Below are 16,236 nucleotides of genomic sequence, written 5' to 3'. Positions count from 1 at the left end.
CATCCACAGCTGAGCAGCGGGTATCTGGACGTTTGCTTGATGGTCGCCCGCCCAATCCAGCGAATTCAGGCCAGCCAATACCGTCACCACAGGAGTTGCGTCAGCACCCTGCATCCAGATCTGCAGGTTCAGCTCACCCTGACGCCAAGCTGCGGGAATCGCCGGGACCCAGGCGCGCCAGGCAGCCGGATGAATGCTGGAGACGTCGAGCCATGCCCGGGCTCCCTCAGGCCAGCGCTCTTGCAGAAACGCATCGAGATCGGGCGCCACCGCGCGCAACTGCAAACGCGCCCCCGCCGCAGACGGCGCATTGGCCGACACCTGAAGTTGCACGCCGCGCTGTGGCGAATACGTCCAGACGGCCCGAACCCGGTCAAGGACCAAGGGTGGTGCGGCCTGCAGGTGATCGACCCAACGCAACGTCACGTCATGGAAAGCGATGACCGGCTGCGTCATCGCCCACCGCAGCCAGTCGGGTAGCTCAGTGGGCTCCCGTCCCCAGGCAAAAAGTGCTCCCAAGACGCTGACACGGCCATCATCCAGCCGCTCGGCCGTCATGGTCATGCCGCTGATCTCCAGGCGTAACAGGCCTCGATGACCTGGCAACAGCGCTTTCCAGTTCAGGCGTGCCTGAACGTCCGGGACCTGCAGCAGGATCTGCCCATGGTCGTTTTGCAGCACCAGATCATGCACGCGCACACCCGGGTCCCAGCCCGCCCAGTCAGCCGACAGGGCTCCCATCGTGACGTGGGTTCCCAGGGACCGGGAGAGCTGTTGCTCGATCTGAGGACGCCAGTGATCGACTTGCGGCAGGACGACATAGCGCAGCGCCAGCAGTGCAAGCCCAAAAATGAAATACAGGGTCACCGCCGCTGCAAGCAAGCGCCGTGCCCAGAGCAAACCGTGACTGGAATTCAATTGGCGCATGCCGTTGTTTGAAGTATGTTAGAACCCCTTGCGAGTTGGGTCAGGAAGCCCCATCGGGTTTCTGCTGCGCCGGCCCGCCCACAAATCACGGGCAGATCTCATGTCAGACGCCATTATATTAAAGCCTGCCCTGCAATGGTCCGGGGCGTTGCGCCGCCATTTGACGGCCCACCCCGACCATGGGGCCAGACTGGCGCGCGACGCGAAGCAGCCCGTCACGCGCAAGACCCTGCAGGACTGGTGGCAAGAGCTGACAGGCGACACGGGGGGCCAGCCCCTTGCGAAAGAAACGTTGCAGGCTGCCCTGCGGCACTTGAGAGCGCGCGTTTTTACAACGCTCATGGTGCGCGACATCAACGGTGCCGCACCCTTGCATGAGGTTGTAATCGCGATGTCCCTGCTGGCGGACCTGGCGGTGGGGCAAGCCTACGCCTGCGCCCTGCACACCCTGGCCGATACGCACGGCCTGCCGCGCCACCCGGTGACCGGCGCGCCGCAAGACTTGCTCATCCTGGGGATGGGAAAACTCGGCGGACGTGAGTTGAACGTGTCCTCGGACATCGATCTGATCGTGCTCTATGACGAAGAAGGTGAGACCGACGGCCGCCGCCGCATCAGCCACCACGAGTTCTACGGCAAGGTCTGTCGCCTCATGACCACCCTGCTCTCGGAGCTCGATGCCAACGGCTACGTATTTCGCACCGACCTTCGACTACGCCCGGACGGTGACAGCGGCCCGCTCGCGTGGAGCCTGGCGGCGTTGGAAAACTACCTGGTCGCTCAAGGGCGCGAATGGGAACGTTACGCCTGGCTCAAGGCGCGCCTCATCAACTGCCCCCTGTTCGACGACATCACCTTCGAAGCCCAGGCACGCGAACTCGAAGCATTGCGCGCTCCCTTTGTTTACCGCAAATATTTCGACTTCGACGCCCTGGCCTCGCTACGCGGCCTGCGCGAGCGTATCCGCACCGACTGGCAGCGCCGCGCGCGTGCCCGCAGCGGAGTCGATACCCGCCAGAACATCAAGCTGGGAGAGGGTGGCATCCGCGAAATCGAATTCGTGGTGCAACTCAATCAGCTGATCCGTGGCGGACGCCAACCCTCTTTGCAGCAGCGCAACCTGCTGTCTGCGTTGCACCGACAACGACGCGCCAAGATCCTTGAAAGCAAGCAGGCGGACGCACTGGAGGCAGCCTACGTATTCCTGCGTCGCGTCGAACACCGCCTTCAATACCGCGAGGATGAACAGACCCACCTGCTGCCAAACACTCCGGAAGACACCGAGGCGCTCGCACAGACGATGGGTTTTACGAGCGCGGCAGCCTTCCAGGCCGAACTCGATCAGCACAGAGCGCTGGTCTCCGACTGCTTTCACAATGCTTTCCGCATTGCCGGCATGGGGGACGACGACCCGGGCGCCCCACAGACCGCCACGCCTACGCCTCCAGCCACCTTATCCGATCGGTTGGCCACCGACATGCAAGAGCGCGTGGACACACTTCTCGAGAGCCACCGCATCGGCAGCTTGCCCCTTACCAGCCAAAAACGCGTGGCGGCACTCATGCCCCCGCTGGTGAACGAGGCCGCACGCACCCTTGCACCCGTCGAAACCCTGCAACGGTTGCTCAATCTGGTCGAGCACATCGCACAGCGCAGCGCCTACCTGGCACTCATGGCCGAATACCCGGAAACTCTGGCTCGCATCACGCGCATCGTAAGCGCAAGCCCCTGGGCCTCCCAATACCTCACACGCTACCCTTTGCTGCTCGACAGCCTCATCGAATGGCACAGCCTGATGCAGGCTCCGGACTTCCCTGCCATTGCCGAACAGCTGCGCAACGATCTGGACGCCTGCGTCCTGCCCGACGGGCAGCCCGACGTCGAGCAGCAGATGAACCTCATGCGTGACCTGCAGCACCAGGTTACCTTTCAACTGCTCGCGCAAGACCTGGAAAACGTCCTGAGCATAGAACGCCTGGCCGACTATCTTTCCGCGCTGGCCGACCTGCTGCTGAGCGAAACCATCCACCGAGTCTGGCCTCAGGTTCTGCCGCGCGCGCTGCGCACAAGCCCGGGCACACCGCACTTTGCGATCATCGCGTACGGCAAGCTGGGCGGCAAAGAACTGGGCTATGCGTCGGATCTGGACCTGGTCTTTCTGTACGACGACCCCGACCAAGAAGCCAGCGAACGCTACGCCAAGCTGGGACGACGTATGGCGTCATGGCTGGCGACGCTGACCTCATCGGGCCGCATGTACGAAATCGACCTGCGGCTGAGGCCAGACGGCGATGCAGGCCTGCTGGCCGTCCCGGTTTCAGCCTTCGAGCATTACCAGCTGAACCAGGCCTGGCCCTGGGAGCATCAGGCGCTGACACGCGCGCGGTTCGTTGCGGGCGACACCGCCATCGGCAAGCGTTTCGACGCCATCCGCGAGCATATTCTGCTGCTGCCGCGTGACGTCGATGCCCTACGCGCCGAAGTGCTCTCCATGCGGGCGAAGATCTCGCAGGGCCACCCGAACCGTAGCGCAGACTTCGACCTCAAGCACGACCGGGGCGGCATGGTGGACATTGAATTCATCACCCAATTCCTGGTGCTCACGCAGTCCATCCATCATCCTGAGCTGTTGAACAACCTGGGCAACATCGCCCTGCTGGGTCTGGCTGCGCGAGCAGGCCTGATCCCCGAAGATCTGGCCACGCAGGCAGCCGATGCGTACCGGGTGCTGCGGCGCCGCCAACATGCACTACGCCTGCAAGGCGCCGAGAAGGCGCGCGTGCCACAGTCCGAATTGCAGCCCGAACGCACTGCGGTACACGCACTCTGGCGGCACGTACTAGGTGCAGATTAGATCGGCACCCGCACGACCGCGCCAGCCCCTGCGCTCCGCAGGGCTTACTGCAGCGTCCGTTCAAACACGAACTTCTCGCCGTCCCAGTCGACCGGGATCACGTCACGCGGGCCAAACTTGCCTTCCAGAATCAGCCGCGCCACAGGGTTTTCGACATATTGCTGGATAGCGCGCTTGAGCGGCCGGGCTCCAAACACTGGGTCGTAACCTACGCGAGCCAGTTCCTTCACAGCGGCGTCGGTGACTTCCAAACGCATCTCTTGCTGAGCCACCCTTTCGGCCAGGCGCTTGAGTTGAATCCGTGCAATCGGCTCGATGTGCGAAGCATCCAGGCCGTGGAAGACCACGATTTCATCGATCCGGTTCAGGAACTCGGGCCGGAAGGCCGTCTTCAGTTCGTCGCGGATCACCTCCTTGACAACCTCGTACGGCTGGTCGGCCATATCCTGAATGTGCTGCGAACCAATATTCGACGTCATGATGATGACGGTGTTGCGGAAATCCACCGTACGGCCCTGACCATCGGTCAGCCGTCCATCGTCGAGCACCTGCAGCAGCACGTTGAACACGTCGGGATGAGCCTTCTCGACCTCGTCGAGGAGAATCACACTATAGGGCTTGCGACGTACCGCTTCGGTAAGATAGCCGCCCTCTTCGTAGCCCACGTAGCCCGGAGGCGCACCGATCAGCCGTGCCACCGAATGCTTTTCCATGAATTCGCTCATGTCGATCCGCACCAGATGATTGTCCGAGTCGAACAGAAATTGCGCCAGCGCCTTGGTGAGTTCCGTCTTGCCCACACCAGTCGGTCCAAGAAACAGGAACGAACCATAGGGTCGATTCGGATCGGCCAAACCGGCCCGTGAACGACGGATGGCTTCCGCCACGAGCCGCACGGCCTCTTCCTGGCCCACGACGCGCTCATGCAGCATGGACTCCATGCCCAGCAACTTGGCACGCTCGCCCTGCATCATGCGCGAGACCGGGATACCCGTGGCCCGGGAGACGACCTCGGCGATCTCTTCAGCCCCAACCTGGGTCCGGAGCAGACGCGGTTTTTCGCCATCTTTCGAGGCTGATTCTGCCGCCTTCAGGCGTGATTCAAGCTCAGGCAGGCGCCCATACTGCAACTCGGCCAGCTTGTCATACTGGCCCTTGCGCTGCAGATCCGCCATTTCGGCCCGCACGCGGTCGATTTCTTCTTTGACGGCCTGCGACCCCTGAACAGCCGCTTTTTCGGCCTTCCAGACCTCTTCGTAGTCGTTGTACTCCCGCTGCAACGAAGCCAGCTCGTCTTCGATGGCCTTCAACCGGCGCTCGGAGGCTTCATCGGTGTCCTTGCGCACCGCCTCGCGCTCGATCTTGAGCTGAATGATGCGGCGATCGAGCTTGTCCATGACCTCGGGCTTGGAATCGATCTCCATGCGGATGCGGGCCGCCGCCTCGTCGATGAGGTCGATGGCCTTGTCAGGCAAAAAACGGTCCGTAATGTAGCGATGCGAGAGCTCGGCCGCCGCCACGATGGCGGGGTCGGTGATCTGCACGCCATGGTGCAGCTCATAGCGCTCTTGCAAGCCGCGCAGGATGGCAATGGTGGACTCCACGTCGGGCTCATCGATCATGACCTTCTGGAACCGGCGTTCCAGAGCGGCATCTTTTTCGATGTACTGCCGGTATTCGTCCAGCGTCGTGGCACCCACACAATGCAATTCACCCCGCGAAAGCGCCGGCTTGAGCATGTTGCCAGCGTCCATGGCGCCTTCGGCCTTGCCGGCACCCACCATCGTATGCAGTTCGTCGATGAAGACGATGGTGCGCCCCGAATCCTGCGACAGCTCTTTGAGAACGGCCTTCAGACGCTCCTCGAATTCGCCGCGATACTTCGCCCCGGCCAAAAGCCCGGCCAGGTCCAGGGACAGCACTCGCTTGCCCTTGAGGGTCTCGGGGACCTCGCCGTTCACGATGCGCTGCGCCAGGCCTTCGACGATGGCCGTCTTGCCTACGCCAGGCTCGCCAATGAGCACTGGGTTGTTCTTGGTGCGTCGCTGCAGAATCTGGATGGTGCGACGAATCTCATCGTCGCGACCAATGACGGGATCAAGCTTGCCTTCGCGAGCCCTGGCCGTCAGGTCCAGCGTGTACTTCTTGAGTGCCTGCCGATTGTCTTCGTCGTCGGCGCTATTCACCGAACCGCCTCCGCGCACGGACTCGATCGCTGCTTCCAGGGCCTTGCGTTGCAGACCGGCATCCCGCAAGGCGCGACCCGCCTCGCCCTTGTCGTCCGCCATCGCCAGCAGATACAGCTCGCTGGCGATGAAATCATCGCCGCGTTGCCCGGCTTCTTTGTCAGTACGCGCCAGCGCCGCCTGCAGGTCGCGGCCGACCTGGACGTTGCCCTCGGAGCCTTCGACCGTCGGCAGCGCCTTCAGGAGCCGATCCAGCTCGGTCTGCAGACGCGGCACGGCCACCCCCGCCTGAGCCAGCAAGCTGGCCGTGCCGCTGTCGTGATCTGCCAGCAAAGCGCTCAGCAGGTGCACATTTTCAATGTAGGGATGATCGTGGCGCACCGCGAGGCTCTGGGCATCGGCGAGCGCTTGTTGGAATTTCGTCGTCAGTTTGTCTAAACGCATGGTGAGTGTTCCCAAAAAGGGCGGGGGCTCACGCCCCAATGCCCCATAGATGCGGTCGACTCGCCGCTTTTTCAAGGACTTGCAGGTACAAACGTTGCAGCGGCGACTCACCTATAAGCTTATATCTGGTCATGCCCCTAATGGCAGATCTACAATTCGTACAGTTATGTCAAAAGGCCGCATGCTGCGGCCTGAATTCCAGGATCAGGCCTGCCTGCCATGTGTCAGCTACTGGGCATGAATTGCGCGACGCCCACGGATATCACCTTCTCCTTTACGGGGTTTGCGGCCCGTGGAGGCGGCACCGATCATCACGCCGACGGCTTCGGTATCGCCTTCTACGAGAACCGCGGCTCGCGATGCTTTCTGGACAACGCACCCTGCTGCCGTTCGCCTGTCGCCGAGCTCATCAAGCACTACCCCATCAAGTCGCGCAACGTCATTGCCCACATCCGCAAGGCCACACAGGGGGCACTCGAGCTCGAGAATTGCCACCCCTTCGTGCGGGAGCACTGGGGGCGCCACTGGCTGTTCGCCCACAACGGCGACCTGAAGGACTTTGACCCGGCGCTGCGCGGCGACTACCTGCCCATGGGCCAAACTGACAGCGAACGCGCCTTCTGCTTCATGATGGAAGGCCTGCGCATGCGCTTCGGCATGGCCGAACCCGACGACGCCAGGCTGTTTGAAGCGGTTGCCGACATGACCCAGGAACTGACACGCTACGGCGTATTCAACTTTCTGCTCTCCAACGGCCGCTGCCTGATGGCGCATTGCTCGACGCAACTGCACTACATCACGCGTGCTTGGCCATTTCACGCGGCGCACCTGATCGATGCCGACATGACGGTCGACTTTGCCCGAACGCACGCTGAAGGCGATCGCGTCTCGGTCATCACGACGCGCCCGCTCACCGACAATGAAACCTGGACGCGCTTCCAGCCCGGTGAACTCATGCTGTTTGCCGACGGCGAACCGCGCCTGCGACAGCGCATCGACATCCCGGAAGACATACAGCGCGCCAACTGGCAAAATCTGGCCTGTGCCTGAATTCCTGCTCCTTCACAATCATGTCTGACGCAACTGACGCAAACGACGACCCTCGTCCGGAAGAACCCATAGAGCCCGACCTCAATGAATGCTGCGGCAACGGCTGCACGCCGTGCGTCTTCGACACCTACGCCGAAGAACGGCGCCGCTGGCAGACGGCCGTCAAAGCCTGGTCGGAACGTCATCCGGAACAGGCCACTACCGAAGAAACGACGCATACCTGAGGTGGCACACTGCCGACGACCAAGCAGACACCCCCATCCAGCGTAGGGTTCTACCCCTGACCAGTGTTTGCAGGCCCCTATAATCGCTTCACTTTTGACCTTATCAGGATGATGCACCGTGGCCTCTGACGCTATTCCCATGTTCGCCGAAAACACCTACCCACTGGATGCCCGCGGCATTGCCAAGCGTTTTCGCCACGCGGCAATCTTCGGGGCGCTGTCGGCCTTGCAGCCTGGCGAGACCATGCGCTTCTGCAACGACCACGACCCTCTGCCGTTGCTGCAGCAGCTCAAGGATCACTTCGGCGAAAACATCGAATTCGAATACCTTGCCCGCAACCCGGGGGAAATCGTGATCGACTTTCATATCGTCGCGTGACGACACTTCCCGACCTCACCCTGGACGTACGGGGCCTACCCGCACCAGAACCGCTGGAACAGTGCCTGGATGCACTGGCCGATCTGCCTGCTGGCCAGCGGCTGCAACTGTGGGTGGATCGGGAACCCTTTCCGCTCTATGTCATCCTTGCCCGTGAAGGCTTCGAACACGCCTGTACATTTGAAGGCCCCCACTACCGCGTGACGATCTGGCGCAACTGAGCCATGCAGCGCGCCCTGGATTTCGACAAGACACCGCCTCTGGCGGTGCCGCTTCCGTTCTTCCTGAACGTGCCTCTGTTCGCCCTGCTGGCTGGCGCGCTGGCCAGCTGGATGGGACCTGAAATCTTCGCCTCGCGCTGGTCACCCGCAAGTCTCGCGCTCACTCATCTCTGGACGCTGGGCATTCTGGGCAGCGCCATGCTGGGTGCATTGCTGCAGATCCTGACAGTCGCGTGCAACGTACGCGCGACCCCCACCCGACCGATCGCCCATAGCGTCCACGCTGCGCTCACAGCCGGTACCTTATTGCTGGCGGCAGGATTCCTGTGGCAATGGTCACGCGGCTGGAAGGCCGCCGTTCTGCTACTGGCGATCGCCTTCGGCACTTACTTGGTGGCGTTGGCCCACGCCCTGTGGGCACAACGGCAGTCCGTCTATGCAGGAGCGCGCGAGATCCTGGTGCCAGTCCGAGGCGCGCTGCTCGCATTGGCGCTCACGGCAGTGATTGGACTGACTCTGGCAAGTCTACGAAGCCAAGGGGTCCCCGCGCCTGCGCGCTGGGTCGACGGCCATGCCCTGTGGGGGTTGCTAGGTTGGGGCGGGCTATTGCTCATGGGCATGTCCTTTCAACTGCTGCCCATCTTCCAGGTGACAGAACTCTATCCCGCCTGGCTCACGCGCTTCGCGCCATGGGGGATCGTCGTTCTACTGGTCGCATGGAGCGCGGCCGCCATCCTGAAGCCTGCGGGCGCGCACCTTGGACACGTGGCAGCCGTGACGCTGCTCGCCATGGTGTATCTCATCTGGGCCGCCGTAACCTGGCAACGCCTGCATACCCGCAAACGTCCGACGCCAGAGTCCACCACTCTTTTCTGGTACGCCAGCCTGGCCAGCCTCGTCTGCTGCGGTGTGTTGGGAATGATGGCCGAAGGACCTTCAACCCAGCCAGCCTACACGGCAGGGATACTCTTCGTCGTAGGTGTACTGGGGTCGGCCGTCAACGGCATGCTCTACAAGATCATCCCTTTTCTCTTGTGGACGCACGCCCAAGCAGCCATCGTGCTGCCACCAGGCCAGATGGCGCTGGGCCGGCGCATCGCCAAGGCCTTGCCCAAAATGGCAGACTACATTCCCGAACGGCACGCCCGCATGCAATGGGGCGCGCACGTGCTGGTCGTGTTGACCTGGGCCTTGGCCGCGCTGGGAGTCAATCTCGCCACTTGGCTGGCCGGCCCCTGCCTGCTGATGTCGGCAGCCGGGCTCACCTGGAACCTGGCGCAAGCGCTGCGCCAATACCGACGGGCATTGCATAGGCTTGCCGCCGTACTTCCCAAGTAATCAACCGCTCGGTGCCAATTCTGGATTTCGTGGCTGATCGGCTGCCCGGAGCCATTCGCGTATCATGAGGCAGGAAAGCCCCGACTCCCGTGGTCTTCTACTGACCCTCCTGGATGTTCCTGTCCCTGATCGTGCTCATTCCTTTCGCGGGCAGCCTGTGCGCAGCGCTGCTGCCCGCGCACGCGCGCCGCTCAGGCGCCTGGCTGGCCGGCTTTTCGGCTCTGACAAGCCTTGCACTCACCGGCCTGCTTACCCCTGAAGTCGCTCACCAAGGCGTGATCAAGCACGCCGTTTCCTGGATTCCAACCCAAGGGGTGGAACTGACCCTGCGCATGGACGGGTACGCCTGGCTGTTTGCGCTATTGATCACCCTCATGGGCGCACTGATCTCGCTATACGCCCACTACTACCTTTCCGAGAAAGACCCAGCACCGCGATTCTTTGCCTTTCTGCAAGCCTTCATGGGCGCCATGCTGGGGGTCGTTCTGTCGGGCAACCTCATCCAGCTCCTGGTGTTCTGGGAACTCACCAGCCTGACTTCTTTCATGCTCATCGCCTACTGGCACCACCGCAGCGAGGCCCGACGCGGCGCGCGCATGGCGCTGCTGGTGACAGGTGCGGGCGGCTTCTGCCTGCTGGCCAGCATGCTCATCATCGGCCACATCGTGGGCAGTTACGACCTGGATGCCGTACTGGCAGCCGCTCCCGCGATCCGCAGTCATCGCTGGTATCCGATTTTGCTCGTCCTCCTGGCACTGGCAGCACTCACCAAGAGCGCCCAGTTCCCATTCCATTTCTGGCTACCCAATGCGATGGCTGCACCAACCCCGGTGTCGGCCTACCTGCATTCCGCCACCATGGTGAAGGCGGGCGTCTTCCTGCTCGCCCGCTTCTGGCCCATTTTCTCGGGTACGGACTGGTGGACCTGGATCATCGGCGGATCGGGCCTGTGCTCATTGCTGCTGGGGGCCTACGCGGCGACCTTCCAACGTGACATGAAGGGCGTGCTGGCCTACTCCACGATCAGCCACCTCGGGCTCATCACGCTGCTGCTGGGCATGAACAGCCGGCTCGCCCTGGTGGCCGCCGTCTTCCACATGATCAATCACGCCACCTTCAAGGCATCGCTCTTCATGGCGGCAGGCATCGTCGACCACGAAAGCGGGACGCGGGATCTGATACGCCTTTCGGGGTTGCGCCGACTCATGCCAATCACCGCCACGCTGGCAGCAGTATCCGCCGCAGCCATGGCCGGTGTACCACTGCTGAACGGATTCATTTCCAAAGAAATGTTCTTTGCAGAAACTGTCTTCATCACGGGGCACTGGGCGAGCCGTTGGGGCCTGCCCACGATGGCGGTGATTGCTGGAGCCTTCAGCGTGGCTTACTCGCTTCGACTGATTCTGCAGGTGTTCTTCGGGGCGCGCTCCACCGACTTGCCACGCACGCCGCACGATCCTGCCACCATGATGCTGATACCCTGCGGCGTGCTGGTCCTCATGTGCCTGAGCGTAGGCATCTTTCCCGCGCTTACCCTGGGTCCTGCACTGCAGCTGGCGCTGCACGGGATCCTGGGTGGCGTGCTGCCCGACTACAGCCTGCAACTCTGGCACGGATTCAACCTGCCCCTGATGATGAGTCTCATCGCCATGGGAGCAGGAGTCGTACTCTATCATCTGTTGCGTGAACACGATCGGCGGGTACCGGGCCGCGTACCGTTCATCTACCGTCTGGACGGACGCAGAAGCTTCGAGAATGGACTGGAAGCCACTGCGGCCGGAAGTGCCTGGCTTCTGTCAAAATTGCAGACGACACGCCTGCAGTCCCAGGTCCTGTGGCTCATCCTGTGCACGGCGGCAGCGGCTGCACTGCCTCTCCTGGCGAGCGGCTGGTGGCCCATCCAGACCCAAGGCTCCGCCGCCTCGCCCTCCTTTGGCCTGATGTGGCTGGCGGGCGCCGCCTGCGCACTGGCAGCTGCCCACCAGGCCAAATACCATCGGCTGGCGTCACTCATGCTGGCCGGCGCAACCGGGTTCATTACCTGCGTGACCTTTGCCTGGCTCTCGGCACCCGATCTTGCGCTGACCCAGCTCGCGGTGGAGGTGGCGACCACAATCCTGCTGTTGCTGGGTTTGCGCTGGCTACCACCCCGCATCGAGGAATTCTCCGATCCGACGCAAAGACGCGCCCGTGCACGCAGAACACGTGACTTTCTGGTCGCTGCCGCCGGCGGAACAGGTCTGGCTACGCTGGCCTACGTGATGATGGTACGTCCCAGCACCCCGCCCGGCATTTCCGCCTTCTTCGTGCAGCAAGCCTGGCCACTGGGTGGCGGCACCAACGTCGTCAATGTGATTCTGGTGGACTTCCGGGCCTTCGACACCTTTGGCGAGATCACCGTGCTCGCCATCGTGGCACTCACGGTCTACGCACTACTGAGACGTTTTCGCCCCCCTGCCGAAACCCTCACGACGCCGGCGCGGCACAACGAGCCACGCCTTGAGTCGAACCCTGACGCCCTGCTTCCCGCGGGCCCCATGCGTATCCCGACGGTGCTGGTGCGCCTGCTGCTGCCCATTTCAACGCTGGTCTCGCTGTACTTCCTGTTGCGCGGCCATAGCCAGCCCGGTGGTGGCTTCGTAGGCGGGCTGGTCATGGCCACGGGCATCATCCTTCAATACATGGTGGGTGGCATCCTGTGGGTTGAAGCACGGCCGCTGATCCGACCTCAAGCCTGGATTGCCTGGGGCTTGATTTTGGCGGGGGGAGTCGCGCTGTCGGCCGAGTGGCTGGGCCTGCCGCTGCTGTCGGCTTACGGAGCCCATCTATGGCTGCCCGGAGTGGGCTTCATCCACCTCTCCAGCGTCCTGTTCTTCGACATCGGCGTCTACCTTCTGGTCGTGGGTGCCACCTTGCTGATCCTGGTGGCGCTGGCCCACCAATCACTTCGTTTCCATCGCAACATCACGGAACCCGCAGCACCTGTCACCCTGAGAGAGAACTGACATGGAATGGATACTGGCCCTGGCAATCGGAACGCTCACGGGTTGTGGCATATGGCTGTTGCTGCGCCCACGTACTTTTCAGTTCATCATCGGCCTGACCTTGCTCACCTACGCCGTCAACCTGTTCATCTTCGCAATGGGGCGCCTGCGCCTGAACGCACCACCGGTCATCGATCCACTGTTAGCCGACCCTTCCCGCTACGCGGACCCGGTGCCACAGGCCCTGGTGCTCACTGCCATCGTGATCGGCTTCGCGACGACCGCCCTGTTCCTGGTCGTACTCCTGGCCTCGCGCGGGATGAGCGATACCGACCACGTCGACGGTGAGGAACGGCGCCCGTGATTCCCTCGCTGCCTTCGCTGCCGGCGCTGCCGGTCCTGATTCCGCTCCTTGCGGCAGGACTGATGCTGCTGACCAAAGACACGCAACGTCCGTTACGCCTCGGACTGGCTGCAATATCGCTGATTGCCCAGCTTGTGGTGGCCATCGCACTCGTGGCTGCGTCGACCCACGCGGCTCCCCATCCTGGTTGGCAAGACGGCATCGGCGTCTACCAACTCGGAGGCTGGCCGGCGCCGTTCGGTATCGTGCTGGTGGCTGACCGGCTCAGCACCCTCATGCTGGCGCTCACGGCCATCCTGGGCCTTTGTGCAGGGCTTTATGCCACCGCCCGCTGGGACTCGGCCGGCAGCCACTTCCACCCGCTGTTTCAGCTCATCTTGATGGGTCTCAACGGGGCCTTTCTGGCTGGAGATCTGTTCAACCTGTTCGTCTTTTTCGAAGTCCTGCTCACGGCCTCTTACGGCCTCATGCTGCACGGGTCCGGCAAACGGCGCGTCGGGGCCGGCCTGCACTACATCGCCGTCAACCTGATCGCCTCGTTCCTGCTACTGATCGCCATTGCCCTGATCTACGGGCTCACGGGCACGCTGAATCTCGCCGACATCGCACTCAGTGCACAAGGCCTTCAGGGTTCCGACCGACAACTCTTCGATGCAGCCGCTGCCATCCTGGGGGTCGCCTTCCTCATCAAGGCGGCCGCCTGGCCACTGAATTTCTGGCTACCCGCGACATACGCCGAGGCCTGCCCACCAGTCGGAGCCCTGTTCGCCATCATGACGAAGGTAGGCATCTACGCCCTGTTGCGCATTGGCTCGTTGCTCCTGCCTGCGGGCGCGCCAGCCGCCTTCGGCGGAGCCTGGATGTATCCGGCGGGTATTGCCACACTCGCCTTCGGAACGCTGGGCATGCTGGCCAGCACCGAAGGCCGCCGCATCGCCGCCTACGCCATCATCACATCATCGGGGACTCTGTTCGCCGCCCTGGGCATGCCTGGCGTCACCCTCACCGGTCCTGCCCTGTACTACCTGCTCAGCTCGGTGGCGGCCCTCGCGGCGCTCTTCATGTTGCTGGAACTCATTGAACGCAGTCAGACGTTCGGGGCTGACATGCTGGCGACCAGCCAGGAAGCTTACGAGGACGACGAAGCCGACGCCGACTTGAACGGCCAGGTCATCGGAGAGCCGCTGCCAGCGACCATGGCCTTTTTGGGGTTGAGCTTCTTTGCCTGCGCGCTTGTCATTGTCGGCCTGCCGCCGCTCTCTGGCTTCGTGGCGAAATTTTCGATCCTCTCGGCCGCGCTGCGTACGGTGGAATATGGCGCGCCGACACTCAACGTCTGGCTGCTGGTGGCGGCCATGCTGATTTCGGGGCTGGCCTGCCTGATGGCCCTGGGACGCTGCGGCGTTCGACTCTTCTGGCTGCCCGATGCCGTGCACGTGCCAACCATCCGCGTGCGTGAGGCCCTCCCCATTGTTGTGCTGCTCGCAGGTTGCACGCTGCTTGCCGTGCGCGCGGGACCTGCCATGGCCTACCTGGAAGACACCGCAACCTATCTGGACCACCCAGGCCGCTACATCCAGGCCGTACTCGACACCGGGAACCGATCAGCCGATCCCCACGGGAGCGCGTGGCGAATCCACACCGAGGTTTCACCATGAAATTCCTGCGCCGCACTCTGCCCCTGACTGTGCTGCTTCTCATCCTGTGGCTCACCCTGAACGACAGCATCGGCACAGGGCAATGGCTTCTTGGCCTTGTCATCGCGTTCACGCTGGCGCTGCTCACCCCCTTGCTGCGCCCCGTACGAGCGCAGATGCGCCGCCCCGGCGCCGCTTTGCGACTGATCGGACGCGTTGCAGCAGACGTGGTTCGATCCAATGGTGCGGTCGCCTGGCGCATCGTGCGTGGCAATGCCGCTCGTGCCCACCCCGGCTTCCTGAAGATCCCCTTACGCCTGCAGGACCCGCATGGGCTTGCCGCACTATCTTGCATCGTGACGTTCACACCGGGCACGGTATGGGCAGGACACGATGCCCACAACAACCAGCTGACCCTGCACGTACTGGACCTGCGCCACGCCGACCAGGTGATCTTCGCCATCCAGGAACGCTACGAGCGCCTGCTACTGGAGATTTTCGAATGAGTACGCTGATTTTGACTGCTTCCCTGGGATTTGCCTTGCTCTGTTTCACACTGGGGCTGGCCTGCGCGGCGCTGCGGCTTGTACGTGGCCCGACCCCAGAAGACCGTATCCTCGCGCTCGATACGATATACATCAACGGCATGCTGATTCTTCTGGTGCTGGGGTTACGTTTTGAAGCCGGTCTATATTTTGACATCGCGCTGCTGATCGCACTCTTCGGATTCGTGGGATCAGCCGCACTGGCCAAATTCGTGCTGCGAGGCGAGGTGATCGAGCCATGACCACACTCCCCCTATGGGCGGCCCTGCTTGTCGCACTGCTTCTCGTGTTGGCTGGCTGTGTGACCCTGATTGGCTCGCTTGGCCTTTTGCGACTGCACAGCTTCTACGAACGCATGCACGCTCCCACCCTGGGCATGACCCTTGGGGCCTTCTGCGTGGTGCTCGCCAGCACGCTGGTCGCAAGTCTCACGCAACATCGGCCGATTCTGCACGAGTGGCTCATCTGCTTATTACTGATACTGAGCGCCCCCGTAACAGCCATCCTGCTGATGCAAAGCGCAATCCAGCACCGTACACCACCCGATGCTTGAGCGATTTTGTCACACCACGCTAGGTAGAAACCCGTACACTTGGTTTAGATGTAACATGATCGAGTCAGGCTTTTGCCTGGCCCCATTTTTCACATAGGAGTGCCATCATGCGTCAAGTGATTCAAGTCTCTCTGCGCGCAGCCCTGTTGGCCGCTGGCCTGGGTTGTGCCTTCCTGCTTTCCCCTGCCGCCGAGGCCGCCGGCCCCGCGCAGTCGCAATATCAGCGCGACGTCGCGCATTGCAATTCAACCCCCGGCATCGACAAGAAGGCTTGCCTGAAAGAAGCTGGAGCGGCCGCTCAGGCAGCTCGAGACAATGGGCTCGTCAACCCGGGTGCACAAAAAGAGACGGCAAATCGCACACAACGCTGCGATGGCCTGACGGGGAATCAGCGCCAGGACTGCATGATTCTGATGGACAACAAGAATCAAGTGCGTGAACAAGGATCCGTGCAGTCCGGCGGCATTCTGCGTGAGACGACCATCACCATTCCAGCGCCTGCGACGAATTCGTAATCTGATCGAATGACA

General features: G+C 62.5%; 15 protein-coding genes. 13 read left to right on the top strand and 2 right to left on the bottom strand.

Going from position 1 to position 16,236, the window contains the following annotated elements:
• Nucleotides 1-927: hypothetical protein (locus VF285_RS11245; protein ID WP_346952701.1), on the bottom strand; the 927-nt coding region annotated here is incomplete at its 3' end.
• Nucleotides 928-1,027: 100 nt separating this feature from the next.
• Here VF285_RS11245 and glnE point away from each other — a divergent pair.
• Nucleotides 1,028-3,781 carry a bifunctional [glutamate--ammonia ligase]-adenylyl-L-tyrosine phosphorylase/[glutamate--ammonia-ligase] adenylyltransferase gene (gene glnE / locus VF285_RS11240; RefSeq protein WP_346952700.1) on the top strand — a complete coding sequence of 918 codons (2,754 nt, stop codon included), beginning with the start codon at nt 1,028-1,030 and terminating at the stop codon, nt 3,779-3,781.
• Between the two features lie 44 nt (nt 3,782-3,825).
• On the opposite strand, the gene clpB is transcribed toward glnE, so the two are convergent.
• Nucleotides 3,826-6,411 (bottom strand): ATP-dependent chaperone ClpB, encoded by a 2,586-nt coding sequence (clpB, locus tag VF285_RS11235; RefSeq protein WP_346952699.1) that lies wholly within the window; start codon nt 6,409-6,411, stop codon nt 3,826-3,828.
• A 219-nt stretch (nt 6,412-6,630) separates the two neighbouring features.
• Between clpB and VF285_RS11230 the strand changes: the two genes are divergently transcribed.
• The 12 genes from VF285_RS11230 (at nt 6,631) to VF285_RS11175 (ending at nt 16,221) form a co-directional block, all read left to right on the top strand.
• The gene (locus tag VF285_RS11230; protein ID WP_346952698.1) at nt 6,631-7,461 is read left to right on the top strand and encodes a class II glutamine amidotransferase; all 831 of its coding nucleotides are present in this window, start codon (nt 6,631-6,633) and stop codon (nt 7,459-7,461) included.
• Nucleotides 7,462-7,481: 20 nt separating this feature from the next.
• The gene (locus tag VF285_RS11225; protein ID WP_346952697.1) at nt 7,482-7,685 is read left to right on the top strand and encodes an oxidoreductase-like domain-containing protein; all 204 of its coding nucleotides are present in this window, start codon (nt 7,482-7,484) and stop codon (nt 7,683-7,685) included.
• A gap of 139 nt (nt 7,686-7,824) precedes the next feature.
• Complete coding sequence (locus VF285_RS11220; RefSeq protein ID WP_346952717.1) at nt 7,825-8,064, top strand: DUF2249 domain-containing protein; 240 nt, start codon at nt 7,825-7,827, stop codon at nt 8,062-8,064.
• Nucleotides 8,061-8,285, top strand: a complete 225-nt coding sequence (locus VF285_RS11215) for a DUF2249 domain-containing protein (RefSeq protein ID WP_346952696.1) — start codon at nt 8,061-8,063, stop codon at nt 8,283-8,285. The genes VF285_RS11220 and VF285_RS11215 overlap by 4 nt, the downstream gene beginning before the upstream one ends.
• 3 nt (nt 8,286-8,288) lie before the next feature.
• A complete protein-coding gene (locus VF285_RS11210) occupies nt 8,289-9,623 on the top strand; it encodes a hypothetical protein (RefSeq protein WP_346952695.1) in 1,335 nt (444 codons plus the stop codon).
• Nucleotides 9,624-9,736: 113 nt separating this feature from the next.
• On the top strand, nt 9,737-12,628 hold the full coding sequence (locus tag VF285_RS11205; RefSeq protein WP_346952694.1) for a monovalent cation/H+ antiporter subunit A: 2,892 nt from the start codon (nt 9,737-9,739) through the stop codon (nt 12,626-12,628).
• Nucleotide 12,629: 1 nt separating this feature from the next.
• The gene (locus VF285_RS11200; protein ID WP_346952693.1) at nt 12,630-12,971 is read left to right on the top strand and encodes a Na+/H+ antiporter subunit C; all 342 of its coding nucleotides are present in this window, start codon (nt 12,630-12,632) and stop codon (nt 12,969-12,971) included.
• Nucleotides 12,968-14,629, top strand: coding sequence for a monovalent cation/H+ antiporter subunit D (locus VF285_RS11195; protein ID WP_346952692.1), 1,662 nt, complete (start codon nt 12,968-12,970; stop codon nt 14,627-14,629). The genes VF285_RS11200 and VF285_RS11195 overlap by 4 nt, the downstream gene beginning before the upstream one ends.
• Nucleotides 14,626-15,114: a Na+/H+ antiporter subunit E gene (locus VF285_RS11190; RefSeq protein ID WP_346952691.1), complete on the top strand. Its 489-nt coding sequence runs from the start codon at nt 14,626-14,628 to the stop codon at nt 15,112-15,114. The genes VF285_RS11195 and VF285_RS11190 overlap by 4 nt, the downstream gene beginning before the upstream one ends.
• On the top strand, nt 15,111-15,395 hold the full coding sequence (locus tag VF285_RS11185; protein ID WP_346952690.1) for a K+/H+ antiporter subunit F: 285 nt from the start codon (nt 15,111-15,113) through the stop codon (nt 15,393-15,395). Before VF285_RS11190 ends, VF285_RS11185 begins: the two co-directional genes overlap by 4 nt.
• Nucleotides 15,392-15,706: a monovalent cation/H(+) antiporter subunit G gene (gene mnhG / locus VF285_RS11180; protein WP_346952689.1), complete on the top strand. Its 315-nt coding sequence runs from the start codon at nt 15,392-15,394 to the stop codon at nt 15,704-15,706. The genes VF285_RS11185 and mnhG overlap by 4 nt, the downstream gene beginning before the upstream one ends.
• Nucleotides 15,707-15,813: 107 nt before the next feature.
• Nucleotides 15,814-16,221: a hypothetical protein gene (locus VF285_RS11175; protein ID WP_346952688.1), complete on the top strand. Its 408-nt coding sequence runs from the start codon at nt 15,814-15,816 to the stop codon at nt 16,219-16,221.
• Nucleotides 16,222-16,236: the final 15 nt, after the last annotated feature.

The sequence above is a fragment of the Castellaniella sp. genome, from assembly GCF_036379515.1.
Classification (GTDB): domain Bacteria; phylum Pseudomonadota; class Gammaproteobacteria; order Burkholderiales; family Burkholderiaceae_B; genus Castellaniella.
This window is presented reverse-complemented; position numbering and strand designations above follow the sequence as displayed.

Coding starts and splice junctions, on each gene's coding strand:
- clpB (WP_346952699.1), bottom strand. CDS start 6,411: ATGCGTTTAGACAAACTGACGACGAAATTCCAACAAGCGCTCGCCGAT.
- VF285_RS11220 (WP_346952717.1), top strand. CDS start 7,825: ATGTTCGCCGAAAACACCTACCCACTGGATGCCCGCGGCATTGCCAAG.
- VF285_RS11190 (WP_346952691.1), top strand. CDS start 14,626: ATGAAATTCCTGCGCCGCACTCTGCCCCTGACTGTGCTGCTTCTCATC.
- VF285_RS11225 (WP_346952697.1), top strand. CDS start 7,482: ATGTCTGACGCAACTGACGCAAACGACGACCCTCGTCCGGAAGAACCC.
- mnhG (WP_346952689.1), top strand. CDS start 15,392: ATGACCACACTCCCCCTATGGGCGGCCCTGCTTGTCGCACTGCTTCTC.
- VF285_RS11210 (WP_346952695.1), top strand. CDS start 8,289: ATGCAGCGCGCCCTGGATTTCGACAAGACACCGCCTCTGGCGGTGCCG.
- VF285_RS11205 (WP_346952694.1), top strand. CDS start 9,737: ATGTTCCTGTCCCTGATCGTGCTCATTCCTTTCGCGGGCAGCCTGTGC.
- VF285_RS11200 (WP_346952693.1), top strand. CDS start 12,630: ATGGAATGGATACTGGCCCTGGCAATCGGAACGCTCACGGGTTGTGGC.
- VF285_RS11230 (WP_346952698.1), top strand. CDS start 6,631: ATGTGTCAGCTACTGGGCATGAATTGCGCGACGCCCACGGATATCACC.
- VF285_RS11175 (WP_346952688.1), top strand. CDS start 15,814: ATGCGTCAAGTGATTCAAGTCTCTCTGCGCGCAGCCCTGTTGGCCGCT.
- VF285_RS11185 (WP_346952690.1), top strand. CDS start 15,111: ATGAGTACGCTGATTTTGACTGCTTCCCTGGGATTTGCCTTGCTCTGT.
- glnE (WP_346952700.1), top strand. CDS start 1,028: ATGTCAGACGCCATTATATTAAAGCCTGCCCTGCAATGGTCCGGGGCG.